Consider the following 16,860-nt stretch of genomic DNA (forward strand, 5'->3'; position numbering starts at 1 on the left):
ACCGTGACCGAGACACAAGCACGACCCCCGAAGTCTCCGTCTCCCACCCCGGGATCGGGCTCGGCCCTGGATCGATTCTTCGATCTGACCGGCCGCGGGACGACCGTCGCACGCGAGGTGCGCGGCGGCATCACCACGTTCGTGGCGATGGCCTATCTGGTCGTCCTCATCCCCTTGATCATCGGTGACGCCAAGGACGTCACCGGGGCCACGCTCGACCCGGCGCAGCTGACCACGATGGTGGCGCTGTCGGCGGGCATCTCCACGGTCCTGATGGGCCTGGTGGGCAACGCGCCGCTGGCGATGGCGGCCGGGCTCGGCGTCACGCCGATCGTGGTCTTCCAGGCCGCGCCGCACATGACATGGCCCGAGGCCATGGGCCTGGTGGTGCTGGAGGGCGTGGTCATCGTGATCTTCGCGCTGACCGGCATCCGCACGCTGATCATGGACGCCATCCCGCTGGCCCTCAAGCAGGCGATCGGCGTCGGCATCGGCGCGTTCATCGCGCTGATCGGCCTGGTGGACGCCGGTTTCGTCGGCCACCACGACGCCTCCTCGACCGCGGTCACCCTCGGCACCTTCGGCAAGCTGGCGGGCTGGCCGGTGGCGGTCTTCTGCGCGGGCCTGGTGCTGATGCTGGTGCTGTTCGTCCGCCGGGTGCCCGGCGCGATGCTGATCAGCATCGTGGCCGCCACCGCGCTGGCGATCGGCCTCAACTCGGCCTTCACCATCGACCCCAAGCTGTGGGGTCCGGTCGAGCCCAAGCTGCCCGACTCGATCGCCGCCACGCCGCAGTTCGACCTGCTGTTCAAGGTGGATCTCATCGGCGGGTTCGACCGGGCCGGGGTGGTCACCGCCTCGGTCATCCTCTTCACCCTGGTCATGTCGGGCTTCTTCGACGCGATGGGCACGATCCTCGGCGTGGGCGAAGAGGCCAAGATGCTGGACGACAAGGGCAAGATGCCCGGGCTCAGCAAGATCCTGACCGTGGACGGCTTCGGCGCGATCATCGGCGGCGGCGTCAACGGCTCGGCCAACACCGCGGTCGTGGAGTCGGCGGCGGGCGTCGCCGAGGGCGCCCGCACCGGGCTGGCCAGCGTGGTCACCGGCGCGCTGCTCACCGCGCTGATCTTCCTCACCCCGCTGGCCGGAGTGATCCCGATCGGTGCCGCCGCGCCCGCGCTGGTGATCGTGGGCGCGCTGATGATGATGCACGCCCGCAAGATCGACTGGGAGGACCTGGAGGTCGCCGTCCCGGCGTTCCTCACCATCATCCTCATGCCGTTCACCTACTCGATCACCGTCGGCGTCGCGGCCGGCGTGCTGTCGTTCGTCCTGATCAAGGCGGCGCGCGGGAAGTTCCGCGAGATCCACTGGCTGAACTACGTGCTGACGGTGGTCTTCCTCGCCTACTTCGCCCTGCACCCCATCGAGAAGGCACTGGGGATCAACTAGGAGGTCGTCAATGCGTGAGATCGCCGACCGGCTGCGGGCCTGGCACGACGCGGGCACCGCGTACGCCGTCGCGACCGTCGTCTCGGTCGGGGGCAGCGCGCCCCGGCAACCCGGCGCCGCGATGGCGGTGTCGGAGACGGGCGAGGCGGTCGGCAGCGTCTCGGGGGGCTGCGTCGAGGGCGCCGTGTACGAGCTGTGCGGCGAGGCCCTCCGGACCGGCACGCCGGTCCGGGAGAGTTTCGGCTACAGCGACGACGACGCGTTCGCGGTCGGCCTGACCTGCGGCGGCACCATCGAGGTGTTCGTCCGGCCGGGTCCGCTGCCCGAGGCGGCGCTGACGGCGATCTCACGCGACGAACAGGTGGCCGTCGCCCACCTGATGGACGAGTCGGCCGCGACCTTCGTCGTATGGCCTGACCGCCATACCGGAAGCTCGGGCCTCGCCGACGTCGATCGGGTCGTCGTCGGCGAGGCCCGCGCCATGCTCGACGGCGGGGTCACCGGCGTCCGCTCGGTGCGGTGCCGCGACGGGCTCGACGTCTTCGTGCAGTCGCACGCGCCCGCGCCACGGCTGCTGGTCTTCGGCGCGATCGACCACGCCGCCGCCGTCGCGAAGATCGGGAGCTTCCTCGGCTACCGGGTGACCGTGTGCGACGCGCGCCCGGTCTTCGCCACCCCCGCGCGCTTCCCCGGCGCCGACGAGGTTGTGGTCGACTGGCCGCACCGGTATCTGAACGAGCAGGCCGACCAGGGCCGGATCGACGGACGTACGGTCGTCTGCGTTCTGACCCATGACGCCAAGTTCGACGTTCCGCTGCTCGAAGTCGCCCTGCGCCTACCCGTCGCCTACGTCGGGGCCATGGGCTCCCGGCGCACCCACGACGACCGTATGCGCCGCCTCAGGGACGCCGGGATGGCCGACGCCGAGCTGGCCCGCCTGCACTCACCGATCGGCCTGGACCTCGGTGCGCGCACGCCCGAGGAGACCGCCCTGTCCATCGCGGCGGAGTTCGTGGCCCTGCGCCGCGGCGGCTCCGCCGCCCCGCTCGTCCGCACCGCAGGCCCGATCCACCACGACACCGCCGCAGCCACGGGAGACGTGGCGTGAGTCATTCCTACAACCGACCCGCCCCACCTGCGCCGAGGCCTCGTAGGACCCGACAGCGTTCCTTGACGGACCCCACGACCCCACCTACCGTGAATTTCACGAAGCGGCAAACAAATTTCGTATAGCGAAAACGATCCGGACGAAGGAGGACCGATGCCACTGATCTTTCTCAACGGCGGCGCCATGCGCGGCGGGCCGCTCCACCACCTGCTCGACGGCGCTCCGCTGGTGGCGGAGACCACCACGGCCCCGTGTTACCGCTTCTACTCCGTCGGCGACCAGTGCCCGGCGCTGGCGCCCGTCGCCCACGGCGGCACGGAGGTGCACGGCGAGGTCTACGACGTGCCGATGGACGTGCTGCGCGACAAGCTCCTCCCGGCCGAGCCGCCCGAGCTCGAACTCGGCGTGATCGAGCTGGCCGACGGCTCCTCGTCGCTCGCGATGGTCCTGCGCCGCCCGTACACGTCCTACACCCGGCTGACCGACATCACCGAGCACGGCAGCTGGAGCGACTACACCAAGACCCGACGGCAGAAGGACCAGGAGGCCACCGCCGCATGAGCGAGTCGACGTACGTGGTCAACTGCTCGATCCTGTTCGGCGAGCTGCCGCTGCTGGAGCGCCCGGCGGCGGCGAAGGCGGCGGGATTCGGCCAGGTCGAGTTCTGGTGGCCGTGGCCCGGCGTGGCCGTGCCGTCCGAGGGCGAGCTGGACGCGTTCTGCCAGGCCCTGGAGGACGCCAACGTTCAGCTCACCGGCCTCAACTTCTACGCGGGCGACATGCCCGCGGGCGAACGCGGCGTCCTGTCGGACCCGGCCCGCTCGCTGGAGTTCCGTGACAGCGTCGAAGTGCTCGTGCGCATCGCCGAGCGCACCGGCGTCCGGGCCTTCAACGCCCTCTACGGCCAGCGCGTGCCGGGAGTCTCCGCAGCCGAGCAAGACCGTGTCGCCGCCCAGAACATCGCCTACGCGGCGCGGCGGGTCGGTGAGTTCGGCGGGACGGTGCTCATCGAGCCCCTCGCCCGCGGCCTGAACGGGACGTACCCGCTGGAGACCGCCGCCGACGCGATCGCCGTCATCGAACGCGTCCGCGCCGAAAGCCCCGAGAGCAACGGCGAAAACGTCAAGTTCCTCTTCGACAGCTTCCACCTGGCGAGCAACGCCGAGGATCTCGAAAAGGTCGTGCACGCCCACGCCGCCGAGATCGGCCACGTCCAGCTCGCCGACGCGCCCGGCCGGGACCGCCCCGGCACCGGCGACATCGACTTCGCGGCGCTCTTCGCCGCCCTCGACACCGCCGGTTACCAGGGCCGGATCGCCCTGGAGTACAAGCCCTCCGGCACCACAGACCTCACCTGGATGGAGAACTTCCCCGCATGAGCAGGATCGCTTTCATCGGACTCGGCATCATGGGCGGCCCGATGGCGGCCCACCTGGTCCGCGCCGGGCACGACGTGACCGGCTACGACGTCGTCCAGGCGGGCGTCGACCGCCTCGTGGCGGCGGGCGGCACCGGCGCGTCGAGCGTCGCCGCCGCGGTCGCGGAGGCCGAGATCGTCATCACGATGCTGCCGCAGGACGAGCATGTCGAGGCCGTCGTCTTCGGCGACGGCGAGGGCGGCGCGGACGGCGGGGTGCTGCGCAGCGCCAAGCCGGGCGTGCTCCTGATCGACTTCTCCACCATCAAGCCGGAGACCTCGATCAAGGTCGCCGCCGCGGGCCGCGAGCTGGGGCTGCGAGTCCTGGACGCCCCGGTCAGCGGTGGCGAGAAGGGCGCGGTGGACGCCGTACTGTCGATCATGGTGGGCGGCACGGCGGAGGACTTCGAGGCGGCCAAGCCGATCTTCGAGGTCGTCGGCAAGACCTACGAGCTCGTCGGCGGCAGCGGCGCGGGCCAGTACGTCAAGGCCGCCAACCAGCTGATCGTCGGCGGCACGTACGCCCTGGTCGCGGAGGCCATCGTGCTCATGGAGGCCGCCGGGGTCGACGCCGAGGCCGGCCTCGACGTGATCGCCGGTGGGCTCGCCGCCAGCCGTATCCTCGACCTCAAGCGCGCGACGATGCTGGCCCGCGAGTTCCAGCCGGGCTTCCGCATCGACCTGCACCACAAGGACATGGGCATCGCCTCGGCCGCGGCGCGGTCCGCCGAGGTGGCGCTGCCGATGACGGCGCTGGTCGCGCAGCTGATCGCGGCCGCCAGGGCCAAGGGCTACGGTTCACTCGACCACTCCGCGCTCCTCAAGATCGTCGAGGACCTGTCGGGTCGTACGGCCGCCTAGCAGCGGGAACGTTCAGCCGGAAAGAATGGTGACAGTCATGGGCAACGCTCAACGGGGTCAGGTGGTGATCGCCCCGGACAAGTTCAAGGGGTCGCTCACCGCCGTCGAGGTGGCCGAGCACGTGGCCGCCGGCCTGCGCCGCGTCCGCCCCGATCTGCCGCTCGTCTCCCTGCCGGTCGCCGACGGCGGCGACGGCACCGTGGACGCCGCGGTCGCCTGCGGGTTCGCCCGCCTGCGCACCTCCGTCACCGGCCCCACCGGCGAACAGGTCGTCGCGTCCTACGCCGTCCGCGACGACACCGCCGTGATCGAGCTGGCCGAGGCCTCCGGGCTCCGGCAGCTGCCCGGCGGCGAGCTCGCGCCGCTGACCGCCTCCAGCCACGGCACCGGCGAGCTGATCGACGCCGCGATCCGCGGCGGCGCCACACGGATCGTGCTCGGCCTCGGCGGCAGCGCCTGCACCGACGGCGGCAGCGGCATGGCCGCAGCCCTCGGCGTGCGGCTGCTGGACGCGAACGGTGAGCCGCTGCCCCCAGGTGGCGCCGCGCTCCGTTCGCTCGCCTCGATCGACACCGCCGGGCTCGCCGAACGGCTGCGCGGCGTGACCGTGATCGTCGCGAGCGACGTCGACAGCCCACTGCTCGGCCCGGACGGCGCCGCCGCGGTCTTCGGCCCGCAGAAGGGCGCCTCGCTCCGGCAGGTCAGGACGCTGGAGAGCGGCCTGTCCCGGCTGGAGGCGGTCGCCCGGCGCGAGCTCGGCGCGTTCGCCGCCGATCGGCCGGGCTCGGGCGCGGCGGGCGGCGTCGGCTTCGGCGCGATGGTCTTCCTGAACGCGACCGTGCGGCCGGGCATCGCCTACCTGCTCGAACTGCTCGGTTTCGCCGAGCGCGTGGCGGGAGCCCGGCTGGTCATCACCGGGGAGGGCTCGCTCGACCGCCAGTCGCTGCGCGGCAAGGCACCCGTCGGCGTGGCCCGCGCGGCGGCCAAGGCGGCCGTCCCCGCCGTGGCGGTCTCCGGGCGGCGCGCGCTGACCGGCGAGCAGCTCCGCAAGGCCCGGCTGCAGAACGCCTACGCCCTCACCGACATCGAACCCGACCCCGAACGCTGCATGGCCGAGGCGGGTCCCCTTCTGGAACAGCTCGCCGAGGAGATCGGTCGCCAGTGGCTGGTCGACCCCGTGGGAGGAGTGGCATGAGCGCGTACGACCTCGTCATCAGATCCCGGCGCGCGGTGCTGCCGGACGGCGAGCGGCCCGCGTCCGTCGCGGTCACGAACGGCACGATCGCCGCCGTCGAGCCGCACGGCGCCGTGCTCGCCGCCGCGACCGAGATCGACCTCGGCGACACCGCGCTGCTGCCCGGCCTGGTGGACACGCACGTCCACATCAACGAGCCCGGCCGCACCGAGTGGGAGGGCTTCGCCACCGCGACCCGCGCCGCCGCGGCGGGCGGCGTGACCACGCTCGTCGACATGCCGCTCAACTCCCTCCCGCCGACCACCCTGCCGTCGGCGCTGGCCGTCAAGCGCGACGTCGCCGAGGGCCGGGTGTTCGTGGACGTCGGCTTCTGGGGCGGCGCGATCCCGGGGAACGTTCCGGCCCTTCGCGCCCTGCACGACGACGGGGTGTTCGGCTTCAAGTGCTTCACCGCCGACTCCGGCGTCCCCGAGTTCCCGCCCCTGTCGCAGGAGGAGATGAACGAGGCCTTCGCCGAGATCGCCTCGTTCGGCGGCCTGATCATCGTCCACGCCGAAGACCCGGCAGTGCTCGCCGCACCCGCTGACGGCGGCTACCCGGCCTTCGTCGCCTCGCGCCCGCCGAGCGCCGAGCGCAGCGCGGTCGAGCAGGTCATCAAGCTGGCCGAGCAGACCGGCGTGCGGGCGCACATCCTGCACCTGTCGGCCGCCGACTGCCTGGAGCCGCTGGCCGAGGCGCAGGCGCGCGGCCTCGCCGTGACCGCCGAGACCTGTCCGCACTACCTGACCCTGTCCGCCGAGGACGTGCCCGCCCCCGTCGATGGCCTGCCCTCCACCTCCTACAAGTGCTGCCCGCCGATCCGCGACGCGGGCAACCGCGAGGAGCTGTGGCGCGGCCTGGCCGACGGCGTGATCTCCTGCGTCGTCACCGACCACTCGCCGTGCACGCCCGAGCTCAAGCGCGGCGACTTCGTCTCCGCCTGGGGCGGGATCGCCTCGGTCCAGCTCGGCCTTCCCGCCGTCTGGAGCGCGGCCCGCGCCCGCGGCCACGGCCTCGACGCGGTGGTGCGCTGGATGGCCGAAGGCCCCGCCGCCCTCGCCGGCCTGCCCGCCAAGGGCCGGATCGCGGTGGGGAGCGACGCCGACCTCGTCGCGTTCGCCGCCGACGAGTCGTTCGTGGTCGACCCGGCCGCGCTCCACCACCGCCACCCGGTGACGCCGTACGCGGGCCGCGTCCTCAGCGGCGTCGTCCAGGCCACCTGGCTGCGGGGCGAGGTGGTCGGCGACACCCCGCGCGGCGAACTCCTCCGACGAAAGTGACCTTCATGACCGACTTCACCTCCCTTCCCGACCTGGCCGTCCGCTCGTTCGGCGGCTCGGTGCTCGCCGCCAGCGACGAGTCGTTCGAGGAGAAGGAGAACCTGATCAACCCCTGGCGGCCCGCGTTCCAGCCGGAGACGTTCGGCGCCAAGGGCCAGGAGTACGACGGCTGGGAGACCGCGCGCCGCCGCCCCGACGACAGCGGCGAGCTCGGCCATGACTGGGCGCTCCTCCGCCTCGGCCTGCCCGGCGTGATCCGCGGCGTCGTCATCGACACCGCCTGGTTCAAGGGCAACTTCCCGCCGTACGCGTCCGTGGAGGCCTGCTCGGTTCCCGGCTACCCGTCCGTGGCCGAGCTGGCCGACGCCGACTGGACCGAGATCGTGCCCAAGAGCCCGATCAAAGGCGACGCCGAGCACGCGTTCGAGGTGGCCGTCGAGCGCCGCTTCACCCACGTCCGGCTCAACATGTTCCCTGACGGCGGTATCGCCCGCCTCCGCGTGCACGGCGAGGTGGTGGCCGACCCGGCGCTGCTCACCGGCCTGACCGTCGACCTCGCCGCGCTGGAGAACGGGGCGCGCGTGACCGGCTGCTCCAACATGTTCTACTCGCGCCCCGACAACATGCTGGCGCCCGGCCTCGCCCGCAACCAGGCCGAAGGCTGGGAGACCGCGCGCCGCCGCGAGCCGGGCAACGAGTGGGCGATCATCAAGCTGGCCGCGCCGGGCGTCGTCAGGCTGGCCGAGCTCGACACGACCAACCTCAAGTTCAACGCCCCCGCCGCGTTCTCGCTCTCGGGCATCGACGCGCGCTCCTCGTCGCTCGACGACGAGGACGCCTGGTTCGACCTGCTGGAACGCACCCGCCTCCAGCCCGACGGACGGCACCGCTTCCGCCTTTCGGGCGAACGCGAGGTGACGCACGTACGGGTGGACATCTACCCCTGCGGGGGCATCGCCCGCCTGCGCCTCCTCGGTGACCTCACCCCGGCCGGCGAGCAGGCCCTGACCGACCGCTGGCGAGCACTCGCCTGACAGACCACCTCCCAGTGGCCGGTACACGCCGCGCCACGAGTTCAGCGACCCCTGAGGAGCGCGACATGCCTCGAATGACAGCCGCCCGCGCCGCGGTCGAGATCCTGAAGCGTGAGGGCATTGACACCGCCTTCGGCGTGCCCGGCGCCGCCATCAACCCGTTCTACGCGGCACTGAAGGCCTCCGGCGGGATCGGCCACACCCTCGCGCGGCATGTCGAGGGCGCCTCGCACATGGCCGAGGGCTACACCCGCACCCGCGCGGGCAACATCGGTGTCTGCGTCGGCACCTCCGGCCCGGCCGGAACCGACATGATCACCGGCCTCTACTCGGCCATCGGCGACTCGATCCCCATCCTGTGCATCACCGGCCAGGCACCGACCGCCGTGATCCACAAGGAGGACTTCCAGGCCGTCGACATCGCCTCGATCGCCAAGCCGGTCACCAAGATGGCCGTCACGGTCCTCGAAGCCGCGCAGGTGCCCGGCGTCTTCCAGCAGGCGTTCCACGTCATGCGCTCCGGCCGCCCCGGCCCGGTGCTGATCGACCTGCCGCTCGACGTGCAGCTGACCGAGATCGAGTTCGACCCCGACACCTACGAGCCGCTGCCGGTGTTCCAGCCGCGCGCCACCCGCGCGCAGGCCGAGAAGGCCATCACGATGCTCAACGGATCAGAACGTCCTCTGATCGTCGCGGGCGGCGGCGTCATCAACGCGGGCGCCGAGGCGCTGCTGGTCGAGTTCGCCGAGCTCACCGGCATCCCGGTCATCCCGACCCTGATGGGCTGGGGCGCCATCCCCGACGACCACGAACTGAACGCGGGCATGGTCGGCCTCCAGACCTCGCACCGCTACGGCAACGCGACGTTCCTGGAGTCGGACTTCGTGCTCGGCATCGGCAACCGCTGGGCCAACCGCCACACCGGCAAGCTCGACGTCTACACCAAGGGCCGCACGTTCGTGCACGTCGACGTCGAGCCCACCCAGCTCGGCAAGATCTTCATGCCCGACTACGGCATCGCCTCCGACGCCAAGGCCGCGCTGGAGCTGTTCATCGAGGTGGCGCGCGAACTGAAGGCCGCGGGCAAGCTCCGCGACCGCCGCGCGTGGGCCGCCTCCGCGCAGGAACGCAAGGCGACCCTCCAACGCCGCACGCACTTCGACAACGTCCCGATCAAGCCGCAGCGCGTCTACGAGGAGATGAACCGGGCGTTCGGCCCCGAGACCCGCTACGTCACCACCATCGGCCTGTCCCAGATCGCGGGCGCGCAGATGCTCCACGTCTACCGCCCGCGCCACTGGATCAACTGCGGCCAGGCCGGCCCGCTCGGCTGGACCATCCCCGCCGCCCTCGGCGTCGCGACCGCCGACCCGGACGCGCAGGTGGTCGCGCTCTCCGGCGACTACGACTTCCAGTTCATGATCGAGGAACTGGCGGTCGGCGCCCAGCACAACATCCCCTACGTCCACGTCGTCGTGAACAACTCCTACCTGGGCCTGATCCGCCAGGCCCAGCGCAACTTCGACATCGACTTCCAGGTCAAGCTCGAATTCGAGAACATCAACAGCCCCGAGCTCGGCGTCTACGGCGTCGACCACGTCAAGGTCGCCGAGGGCCTGGGCTGCAAGGCGATCCGCGTCACCGAGCCCGACGCCCTGCTGCCCGCGTTCGAGGAGGCCAAGAAGATGGCCCACGAGTACCGCGTCCCCGTGGTCGTCGAGGCCATCCTCGAACGCGTCACCAACATCTCGATGAGCGGCACGGACATCGCCAGCGTGAACGAGTGGGAGGAACTCGCCACCGACCCCTCCCACGCCCCCACCGCCATCAAGCAACTGGCCTGACTCGTTCCTCGTCGGGTCCGCGGAGGATGTGGCCCTCCGCGGACCCGACGATCGCCTCCGGTGATCCGCTACCACCTACTCGCCGGACGACGGGCAACGACGCATCCGCACCGGCAAATTAATCGATAGTGCGGGTATCGACTGTAGTCGAACGGTAGCGTTCCGTCACATGGTCTCACTTGAGCATGAAGCCCCCATCAAGCTCATCCGAAGCAATCCGGAGGTCACCGCCCAGCTCCTGCACCGAGCGTTCGGCATCACTGTCCCCGAGCACGAATTAGTGGTCGCAGGGTCGGAGGAGTTCACGCGAGCTCAGCCCGCCGTCTTCCGAGGCGACAACGTGGTGGTCTTCTGCTCCAAGGAGGACGAGCAGAAGAGGCTCGCGGTGGTCATCGAACACCAGCTCAAGAAGGACGCCCGGAAGAGGTTCAGCTGGCCGACCTACCTCACCGAACTCCACCACCGGACGCAGTGCCCGGCCATCCTCCTCGTCTTCTGCCCCAAGGAGACGGTGGCCAAATGGGCGCGCACCCCCATCGACATCGGTCATCCCGGCTTCACGCTCACACCGCTGGTGTTCGGGCCGGACAGCCAGCGCCTCATCACCACGACCGCCGAAGCCGCCAGGAGCCCAGAGCTCACGATCCTGGCCTTCCTGACCACCATGTCCCGCCACCGCGACCGCGCCTCCCTGGAGGTCGTGTTCACCGCCCTGGCAACCCTCAAGAACGCAGGCCACAAGGACGCCGTCTTGTACTCTGAGATGGTGCTGAGCCTGCTCCCCGAGCCGGAACGGCAGATCCTGGAGACACTCATGAACCGAGGCACCGTGGAGATCAAAAGCGATTTCGCGAAGCACCACCAAGCCGTGGGCAAGGCGGAGGGCGAGGCCTTGGGCGAGGCCCGCGGCGAGGCCCGGGGATTCACGCGGGGTGAGGCCATGGCCATTCTCAAGGTTCTCGAGGCACGTAACATCCCGGTGCCCGACGAGGTTCGTGAGCGTGTGATCTCGTGTACCGAGAAAGAACAACTCGATGTCTGGGTGACTCGCGCGGTCACCATCGAGGATGTTGAGGATCTCTTCGACTGAGTGATGTCCCGCCGTTCATGCACATCACGGTGGGATCTCAGAAGCACTCACGGATCGAGGAGCAGTGGAATTCAAAAGCGGGTTCGCAAGGTATCACCAAGCCCTGGGCGCGGCACGAGGTGCGGCGCAGGTCCGGGCCCGAGCCGAGGCGCAAGGCCAGGCCGCCGTCATCCTTCAGGTTCTCAAGACGCGCGGAATCTCGGTCTCGAAGGACGTTCGGCAACGCATCGTCTCGAGCACGGACATGGAAGAACTGGCTGCCTGGCTGGCCTGTGCTGTTCTCGTCGAGGAGGCTAAAGATCTCTTCGAGTGAGTGATGCTTCGTCGTGGTGTGATGGGAGCCGCTTGGGTGATCAGGCGGCTCTTGTCACTGGTCGGGTGAGGGTGGGTTCCGGCCGGGCCAGGGCGGCGTCGTCGAGGACGGTCAGGTTGGGCGAGACGGGCATGCCGTCGCTCAGGTCGGCGAAGAAGCGGGCCGTCTGGATCCGGTGGGGCCGCCTAGGAGTTCGGTGCCTTCACGATTCCGCCCACAGGGCGTGAGTGCGGGCGTTGGTGAGCCAGACCGAGCGAGTGGACGAGTTCGGCGGCGTCGGCGGCACTGGGAGACGGTCGGGGTGCTCGGCGGCTGGGAACGCGCAAACTGGAGTGGCGGGGCGTGCGTCTTATCGGTGACGTGATCTCGACTCCGGAGGCGCTTCATGGGCGATCCGCTGCTGCCCCACGATCCTGCGCGGGTCGGCTCGTACGAGCTGGTGGGCAGGCTCGGCGAGGGCGGTCAGGGCATCGTCTACCTGGGGCGCGACACCGAGGACGCGAGGTTGCGGTCAAGCTGCTGCACGCGCGGCTCGGTGACCATCCCCAGGCACGGCGGCGGTTCGTGCGGGAGCTGGAGCTCGCCGAACGGATCGCGGGCTACTGCACGGCCCGCGTGCTGGACGCCGACGTGCGGGGCGACCAGCCGTACATCGTCAGCCAGTTCGTACGCGGGCCGTCGCTGGCCGAGGTGGTCAACGACGACGGGCCGCTCGACACCGCTGGACTGATGTGGCTGGCCATCGGCACCGCGACGGCACTGACGGCGATCCACCGCGCCGGGATCGTGCACCGCGACTTCAAGCCAGCGAACGTGCTGCTCGGCCAGAGCGGGCCCCGCGTCTTCGACTTCGGCATCGCGCGGGCGCTGGACGCGTCGCACAGCGTCCTCACCAGCCAGGTCGTGGGGACGCCCACGTACATGGCGCCCGAGCAGATCGCCGGTGACGGGGTCGGTTTCGTGACGGACGTGTTCGCGTGGGGCGGGACGATGGTCTTCGCCGCGACGGGACGGCCGCCGTTCGGCAATGACTCGATCCCGGCGGTGATGCATCGGGTGCTGAGCCTTGAGGCGGATCTGCGCGGCACTCCGGAGCCGCTGGCGGAGCTGGTGGCGGCCTGTCTGGCCAAGGACCCGGCGCGGCGGCCGTCGAGTCTGGAGCTGCTGTCGCGGCTGATGGGCATGGTCGGTGCCGAGGTCCCGCTCGGCACCGATGTGCTCGAACGCGGCGCGACCCTCGTCGACGTGCCGGTGTCGCGGCTGACGCCGACCTTGCCGGCCGACTCGCTCATGCCGACCGCGCCCCCGGCGAAGGTGTCGCGGCGCTGGGCTCCGGCGGCCGCCGCCCTGGCGGTCCTGCTGATCGCGGTGCCGACGGCGGTCGTCATGCTGCTTCCCGACGACCGGGGGTCCGGGAGCGACGCGGCCCAGGGGACCGTCCGGATCGGGGTGATGGCGTCGATGACCGGCGAGGGCAACGTTTACGGCAAGGCCGCCATGGCGGGCACCACACTGGCGGTCGCCGAGCACAACGCCCAGAACCCGAAGCTGCGGGCCGAGCTCGTTCCCATGGACACGGGCGGCAGGGCCGAGGAGGCGGTGCCGCAGGCGCAACGGGCGGCCGGGCTGGGCCTCGCCGCCGTGGTCGGCCCGATGTTCAGCGGCGAGAGCCAGGCCGTCATGCCGCTCTTCGAACGGCAGGGGCTCCCGAGCGTGTCGCCTTCGGCGTCGGGCCCGCCCCTCGCCACCAACGGCTGGACGTACTGGCACACCATGGCCCCGGACGTGGAAGAGACGGTGGGCGCGCTCGTGCCCCTCCTCCGCCGCCACGAAACGGGAAAGCTCGTGGTCCTGGACGACGGACAGGCGTACCCCCGCGCCGTCGCCGACGTGTTCGTGAGACGCGCGAAGGCCGCCACCCGCGTCACGATGAGGTCGGACGCGACGGACCACGGCGACGTCGTGTGGCGCCTCAAGGACGAGAAGGCGGACTCGGTCTTCTACAGCGGGTACTACACAACGGCCGGGCCACTCATCAAGCAGGCCCGGGAGGCGGGCTTCAAGGGGCGGTTCTACCTGACGGACGCCGCGTTCGGCCCCGAGCTCCTCAAGCTCGCGGGTAGCGCGGCGGACGGCACGACGCTCACCTGCCCTTGCCTGAACGTCGGCAAGGGCATCGAAGGCGTGCCGTCCTCGGCGTTCCTAACGCGCTATGCGAAGGCCAACGGGGGGCAGCGACCGGTCAACTACACCGCCGAGTCGTACGACGCGATGAACACGATCCTGGCCGCGCTCAAAGCGGGCAAGCGCACCCCCGTGGAGCTCAACGAGTTCCTGCGCGGCATCGACCTGCCCGGCGTCACCCAGCGCATCCGCTTTAACCAGAAAGGGCAGCTGACCAACAGCATCAGCTACGCCTACCAGGTACGGAACGGCGCGTTCACGTTCCTCGGAGACTCGCGCACAGCCGCGCTCCGCTGACGTCGGCCGACTAGATCCGCACCGGTAGCCTCACGTTCTCCCGAAGCAGTAAATCCGCTCCGTCGTCGACGAGGTCGATGGGCCACGTGGTGTCGATCTCGAACCACGTGGCCTTGCCGAAGCGCGTCGAGTAGCAGCCGCAGTCGGTGACGATGTCCTCCACGATCACCAGCCCCCGGCCGGACACGTCCGTGACGGCCGGGGAGCGCCGGACGGGCATGAGCGGCGACGCGTCGTGCACCTCCGCGCGCAGTCGTGTGCCGACACGCGTGCTGAAGACGAGCATCGTCGTGCCCGAGCCGTGCCGGACGGCGTTGGTGGCGAGCTCGGAGGTCGCCAGCCGCGCCCGATAGGCCACCTCGTCGGCCAGCGCCCACGCCCGCGCCGTCATCGCGACGAGATCCCGCGCGGCCCGGGGACTGGCGTCGTTCATCGGCAGGCGGATATGTCCAAGGAGCACCCCGACCAGTCGTGCATCTGCCACTGTGACCACCTCTTTGCCGGTTCCGCTATTTCCGGCCTTCAGCCTCCCCTTTGACGCATACTGAGCGTGACGCTTCATCACCGAACTGTGAGACACGCGGCAAGTCCCCCGCGCCACTTGCCAACGCTTGCGAACGGAGAATCGGCATGCCAAGGCGTTCAGGAGCGCTCAACCCCTCGTCCTCCCCACTCGACCTCTTCGGCTCGGAAGTACGAGTCCGCCGCGAGGTCCTCGGCCTCACACTCGACCAGCTCGGAGCACGCGCGGGCTATACGGGCTCATACGTGGGCGCGGTCGAACGCGCGAGAGAAATGCCGCTACGAAAATTCGCCGTCCAGGTAGACGGCGCACTGGACGCACAGGGCGCGATAGTCCGCCTCTGGGACGGCCTACTCAAGGACGGCATCTACCCGTCCTGGTTCAACTGGCCCGAGTATGAGGAGCAGGCAGTGCTCCTACGCTCGTTCCAGGTCGCGCTTATCGACGGCCTACTGCAAACAGAGGCGTACGCTACTCACCTCCTCTACGGCGACAAGGCTGCGATCGCCGCGCGAATGGGGCGGCAGAAAATCCTCGCCCGCGACGATCCACCGCCACCGATGCTGGTCTGCCTGCTCGATGAGGCTGCGTTGTACCGCGACGTCGGCGGGCCGGACGTGATGCGGGAGCAGTACGACCATCTACTTACGGTGGCGTCCGAAGAAGTCAACATCCACGTCGTACCGTCAATGCGGCATCGCGGTGTCAACGGGTCGTTCGTGCTCGCGACCCTGGAGGACCGAAGCGAGGTAGCGTACGTGGAGACGGCCGTTCGCGGAATCACCACGGGCGAGCCCATGGATCTTCGGACGGCCTCCGAGAGGTTCGAGGCGATCCGTTCACTCGCTCTCCCGGTCGACCAGTCACTTGAGCGCATCGAGAGGATCAAGGCGGAGAAATGGACCTGAGCGGCGCCCGATGGCGCAAGTCCAGTTACAGCGGTGACAACGGCGGCCACTGCGTGGAACTCGCGTTGGTCTGGCGCAAGTCCAGCCACAGCGGAGACAACGGCGGCAACTGCGTAGAGCTTGCGGCGGGCTGGCGTAAGTCCAGCCACAGCGGAGACAACGGCGGCGAATGCGTAGAGCTCTCTACGGACGATGACGTGATTGCCGTACGGGACAGCAAAGACCCCGGTGCTGGCGTCCTGCTGTTCCCGCGTGAGAGCTTCCGGCAGCTCACGGCGCAGATCAAAGCTGCTGGCTGAGGTCGTCCAGAGCCTTGCGCTGCTCGGGCGTGAGGCTCCCCGGAGCGGCGGCCACGGTGTAGGTGGTGGTGCTGGCCCGGCAGACGACGAGCGGGTCGGTGACGCCGGCGAGTCGTTCGGCGTTGTCCAGGGCGGCGGCCGTGCGGTCGGCGGGCCAGCCCAGCGCGGTGGCCAGGCGTTGCGCGCTCAGAGGACGTCGCGCATGCAGGAGCGCGGCGAATACCGTCGCCGCATCGCCGAGTGAAGCCTCTGCCGGAACGTTCGCCATGTCCTGTCCGAGCTGGCCGAAGAAGTGGCTCATGGCCGTGAGCCGGGCTCCGGCGGGGGTGTCCTCGCCGAAGAGCCGTACCCCCTCGGCGGCGGTGTCGGCCCACACCGCGTGCGTGCGTGCGCTGGTCAGCCACGTGCGCAGCCAGACATCGTCGTCGATCAGATAGCGCTCACGGCCACGCCGCCCGCGTTCGCGCCGCACGACCTTCAGCGGCTCCAGGTAGGCGATGGCCTTGGACACCGAGGCCGGGCTGACCTGGAGGCGCTGCACAAGCTCGGTGGCCGACAGTGCGCCCTCGTCCGTGACAATCAGGCAGGCGAGCACCCGGGCGGCCATCCTCGGTAGCCCGGCCTGCATCATCACGTCGGCGAACCGTTCGAGGTAGCCGCGTACCGCCTCGGGGAGATCAGCGCTCTGCACGGAAGCCGTCAGAGTCCGGCGGGCGCGACGGCCGGTGGCCAGGTGGGCGTAGTCGGCGCGGTAGTCGGCGGGGCCGCCGTTGCGCGCCACCTCCCGGCTGATGGTGGACGTCGGCCTGCCCAACCCTCGCGCGATCTCGGCGTAGCCGAGCCCCTCGGCCAGACCGGCAGCGATGAGTCGGCGCTCCTGCTGGCTGAGCCTGCCCCCTGGCATGAGATCCCGCCCTTCCGTAGTGCGTTCACCGGCAGCCCATTGCAACATCGACATGTCCGCATGTTGCGTTCATGCATAGCGCCGTTGCAACAATCGGCCGAAATCCAGC

16 protein-coding genes are annotated in these 16,860 nt (G+C 70.2%); 14 read left to right on the plus strand and 2 right to left on the minus strand.

Features of this window, described 5'->3' with window-relative positions; translation table 11 throughout:
- Nucleotides 1–3 precede the first annotated feature (3 nt).
- From ABD333_RS00085 to ABD333_RS00140, 12 genes are all read left to right on the plus strand, one after another.
- Nucleotides 4–1,455, plus strand: a complete 1,452-nt coding sequence (locus tag ABD333_RS00085; protein WP_344536456.1) for an NCS2 family permease — start codon at nucleotides 4–6, stop codon at nucleotides 1,453–1,455.
- Nucleotides 1,456–1,465: 10 nt separating this feature from the next.
- Nucleotides 1,466–2,563 carry an XdhC family protein gene (locus tag ABD333_RS00090; RefSeq protein WP_344536457.1) on the plus strand — a complete coding sequence of 366 codons (1,098 nt, stop codon included), beginning with the start codon at nucleotides 1,466–1,468 and terminating at the stop codon, nucleotides 2,561–2,563.
- Nucleotides 2,564–2,716: 153 nt separating this feature from the next.
- Nucleotides 2,717–3,124, plus strand: a complete 408-nt coding sequence (locus tag ABD333_RS00095; RefSeq protein ID WP_344536458.1) for an allophanate hydrolase-related protein — start codon at nucleotides 2,717–2,719, stop codon at nucleotides 3,122–3,124.
- Nucleotides 3,121–3,942 (plus strand): hydroxypyruvate isomerase family protein, encoded by an 822-nt coding sequence (locus ABD333_RS00100; RefSeq protein ID WP_344536460.1) that lies wholly within the window; start codon nucleotides 3,121–3,123, stop codon nucleotides 3,940–3,942. The genes ABD333_RS00095 and ABD333_RS00100 overlap by 4 nt, the downstream gene beginning before the upstream one ends.
- Complete coding sequence (locus tag ABD333_RS00105; protein WP_344536461.1) at nucleotides 3,939–4,841, plus strand: NAD(P)-dependent oxidoreductase; 903 nt, start codon at nucleotides 3,939–3,941, stop codon at nucleotides 4,839–4,841. The genes ABD333_RS00100 and ABD333_RS00105 overlap by 4 nt, the downstream gene beginning before the upstream one ends.
- A 37-nt stretch (nucleotides 4,842–4,878) precedes the next feature.
- Complete coding sequence (locus ABD333_RS00110; RefSeq protein ID WP_344536463.1) at nucleotides 4,879–6,036, plus strand: glycerate kinase; 1,158 nt, start codon at nucleotides 4,879–4,881, stop codon at nucleotides 6,034–6,036.
- Nucleotides 6,033–7,355, plus strand: coding sequence for an allantoinase AllB (allB, locus tag ABD333_RS00115; RefSeq protein ID WP_344536465.1), 1,323 nt, complete (start codon nucleotides 6,033–6,035; stop codon nucleotides 7,353–7,355). The genes ABD333_RS00110 and allB overlap by 4 nt, the downstream gene beginning before the upstream one ends.
- A 5-nt stretch (nucleotides 7,356–7,360) precedes the next feature.
- The gene (gene alc, locus ABD333_RS00120; protein ID WP_344536467.1) at nucleotides 7,361–8,389 is read left to right on the plus strand and encodes an allantoicase; all 1,029 of its coding nucleotides are present in this window, start codon (nucleotides 7,361–7,363) and stop codon (nucleotides 8,387–8,389) included.
- A gap of 65 nt (nucleotides 8,390–8,454) precedes the next feature.
- Complete coding sequence (gene gcl, locus ABD333_RS00125) at nucleotides 8,455–10,233, plus strand: glyoxylate carboligase (RefSeq protein ID WP_344536468.1); 1,779 nt, start codon at nucleotides 8,455–8,457, stop codon at nucleotides 10,231–10,233.
- Nucleotides 10,234–10,402: 169 nt separating this feature from the next.
- Nucleotides 10,403–11,323, plus strand: a complete 921-nt coding sequence (locus tag ABD333_RS00130) for a hypothetical protein (RefSeq protein WP_344536470.1) — start codon at nucleotides 10,403–10,405, stop codon at nucleotides 11,321–11,323.
- Nucleotides 11,324–11,387: 64 nt separating this feature from the next.
- Nucleotides 11,388–11,636, plus strand: coding sequence for a hypothetical protein (locus tag ABD333_RS00135; protein WP_344536472.1), 249 nt, complete (start codon nucleotides 11,388–11,390; stop codon nucleotides 11,634–11,636).
- Nucleotides 11,637–11,996: 360 nt separating this feature from the next.
- Nucleotides 11,997–14,117, plus strand: coding sequence for an ABC transporter substrate-binding protein (locus tag ABD333_RS00140; RefSeq protein WP_344536474.1), 2,121 nt, complete (start codon nucleotides 11,997–11,999; stop codon nucleotides 14,115–14,117).
- A gap of 10 nt (nucleotides 14,118–14,127) precedes the next feature.
- On the opposite strand, the gene ABD333_RS00145 is transcribed toward ABD333_RS00140, so the two are convergent.
- Nucleotides 14,128–14,601 carry an ATP-binding protein gene (locus ABD333_RS00145; RefSeq protein WP_344536476.1) on the minus strand — a complete coding sequence of 158 codons (474 nt, stop codon included), beginning with the start codon at nucleotides 14,599–14,601 and terminating at the stop codon, nucleotides 14,128–14,130.
- A 146-nt stretch (nucleotides 14,602–14,747) separates the two neighbouring features.
- On the opposite strand from ABD333_RS00145, the gene ABD333_RS00150 reads away from it, so the two are divergent.
- Nucleotides 14,748–15,548 (plus strand): helix-turn-helix domain-containing protein, encoded by an 801-nt coding sequence (locus tag ABD333_RS00150; protein ID WP_344536478.1) that lies wholly within the window; start codon nucleotides 14,748–14,750, stop codon nucleotides 15,546–15,548.
- Nucleotides 15,539–15,847 (plus strand): DUF397 domain-containing protein, encoded by a 309-nt coding sequence (locus tag ABD333_RS00155; RefSeq protein ID WP_344536480.1) that lies wholly within the window; start codon nucleotides 15,539–15,541, stop codon nucleotides 15,845–15,847. Before ABD333_RS00150 ends, ABD333_RS00155 begins: the two co-directional genes overlap by 10 nt.
- Here ABD333_RS00155 and ABD333_RS00160 read toward each other — a convergent pair.
- Nucleotides 15,831–16,751, minus strand: coding sequence for a GbsR/MarR family transcriptional regulator (locus ABD333_RS00160; protein WP_344536481.1), 921 nt, complete (start codon nucleotides 16,749–16,751; stop codon nucleotides 15,831–15,833). The two genes, ABD333_RS00155 and ABD333_RS00160, sit on opposite strands and share 17 nt — an antisense overlap.
- Nucleotides 16,752–16,860 lie beyond the last annotated feature (109 nt).

Origin of the sequence: Actinomadura fulvescens (assembly GCF_039533225.1) — a bacterium.
In the GTDB taxonomy this organism is placed as follows: Bacteria; Actinomycetota; Actinomycetes; order Streptosporangiales; family Streptosporangiaceae; genus Spirillospora; species Spirillospora fulvescens.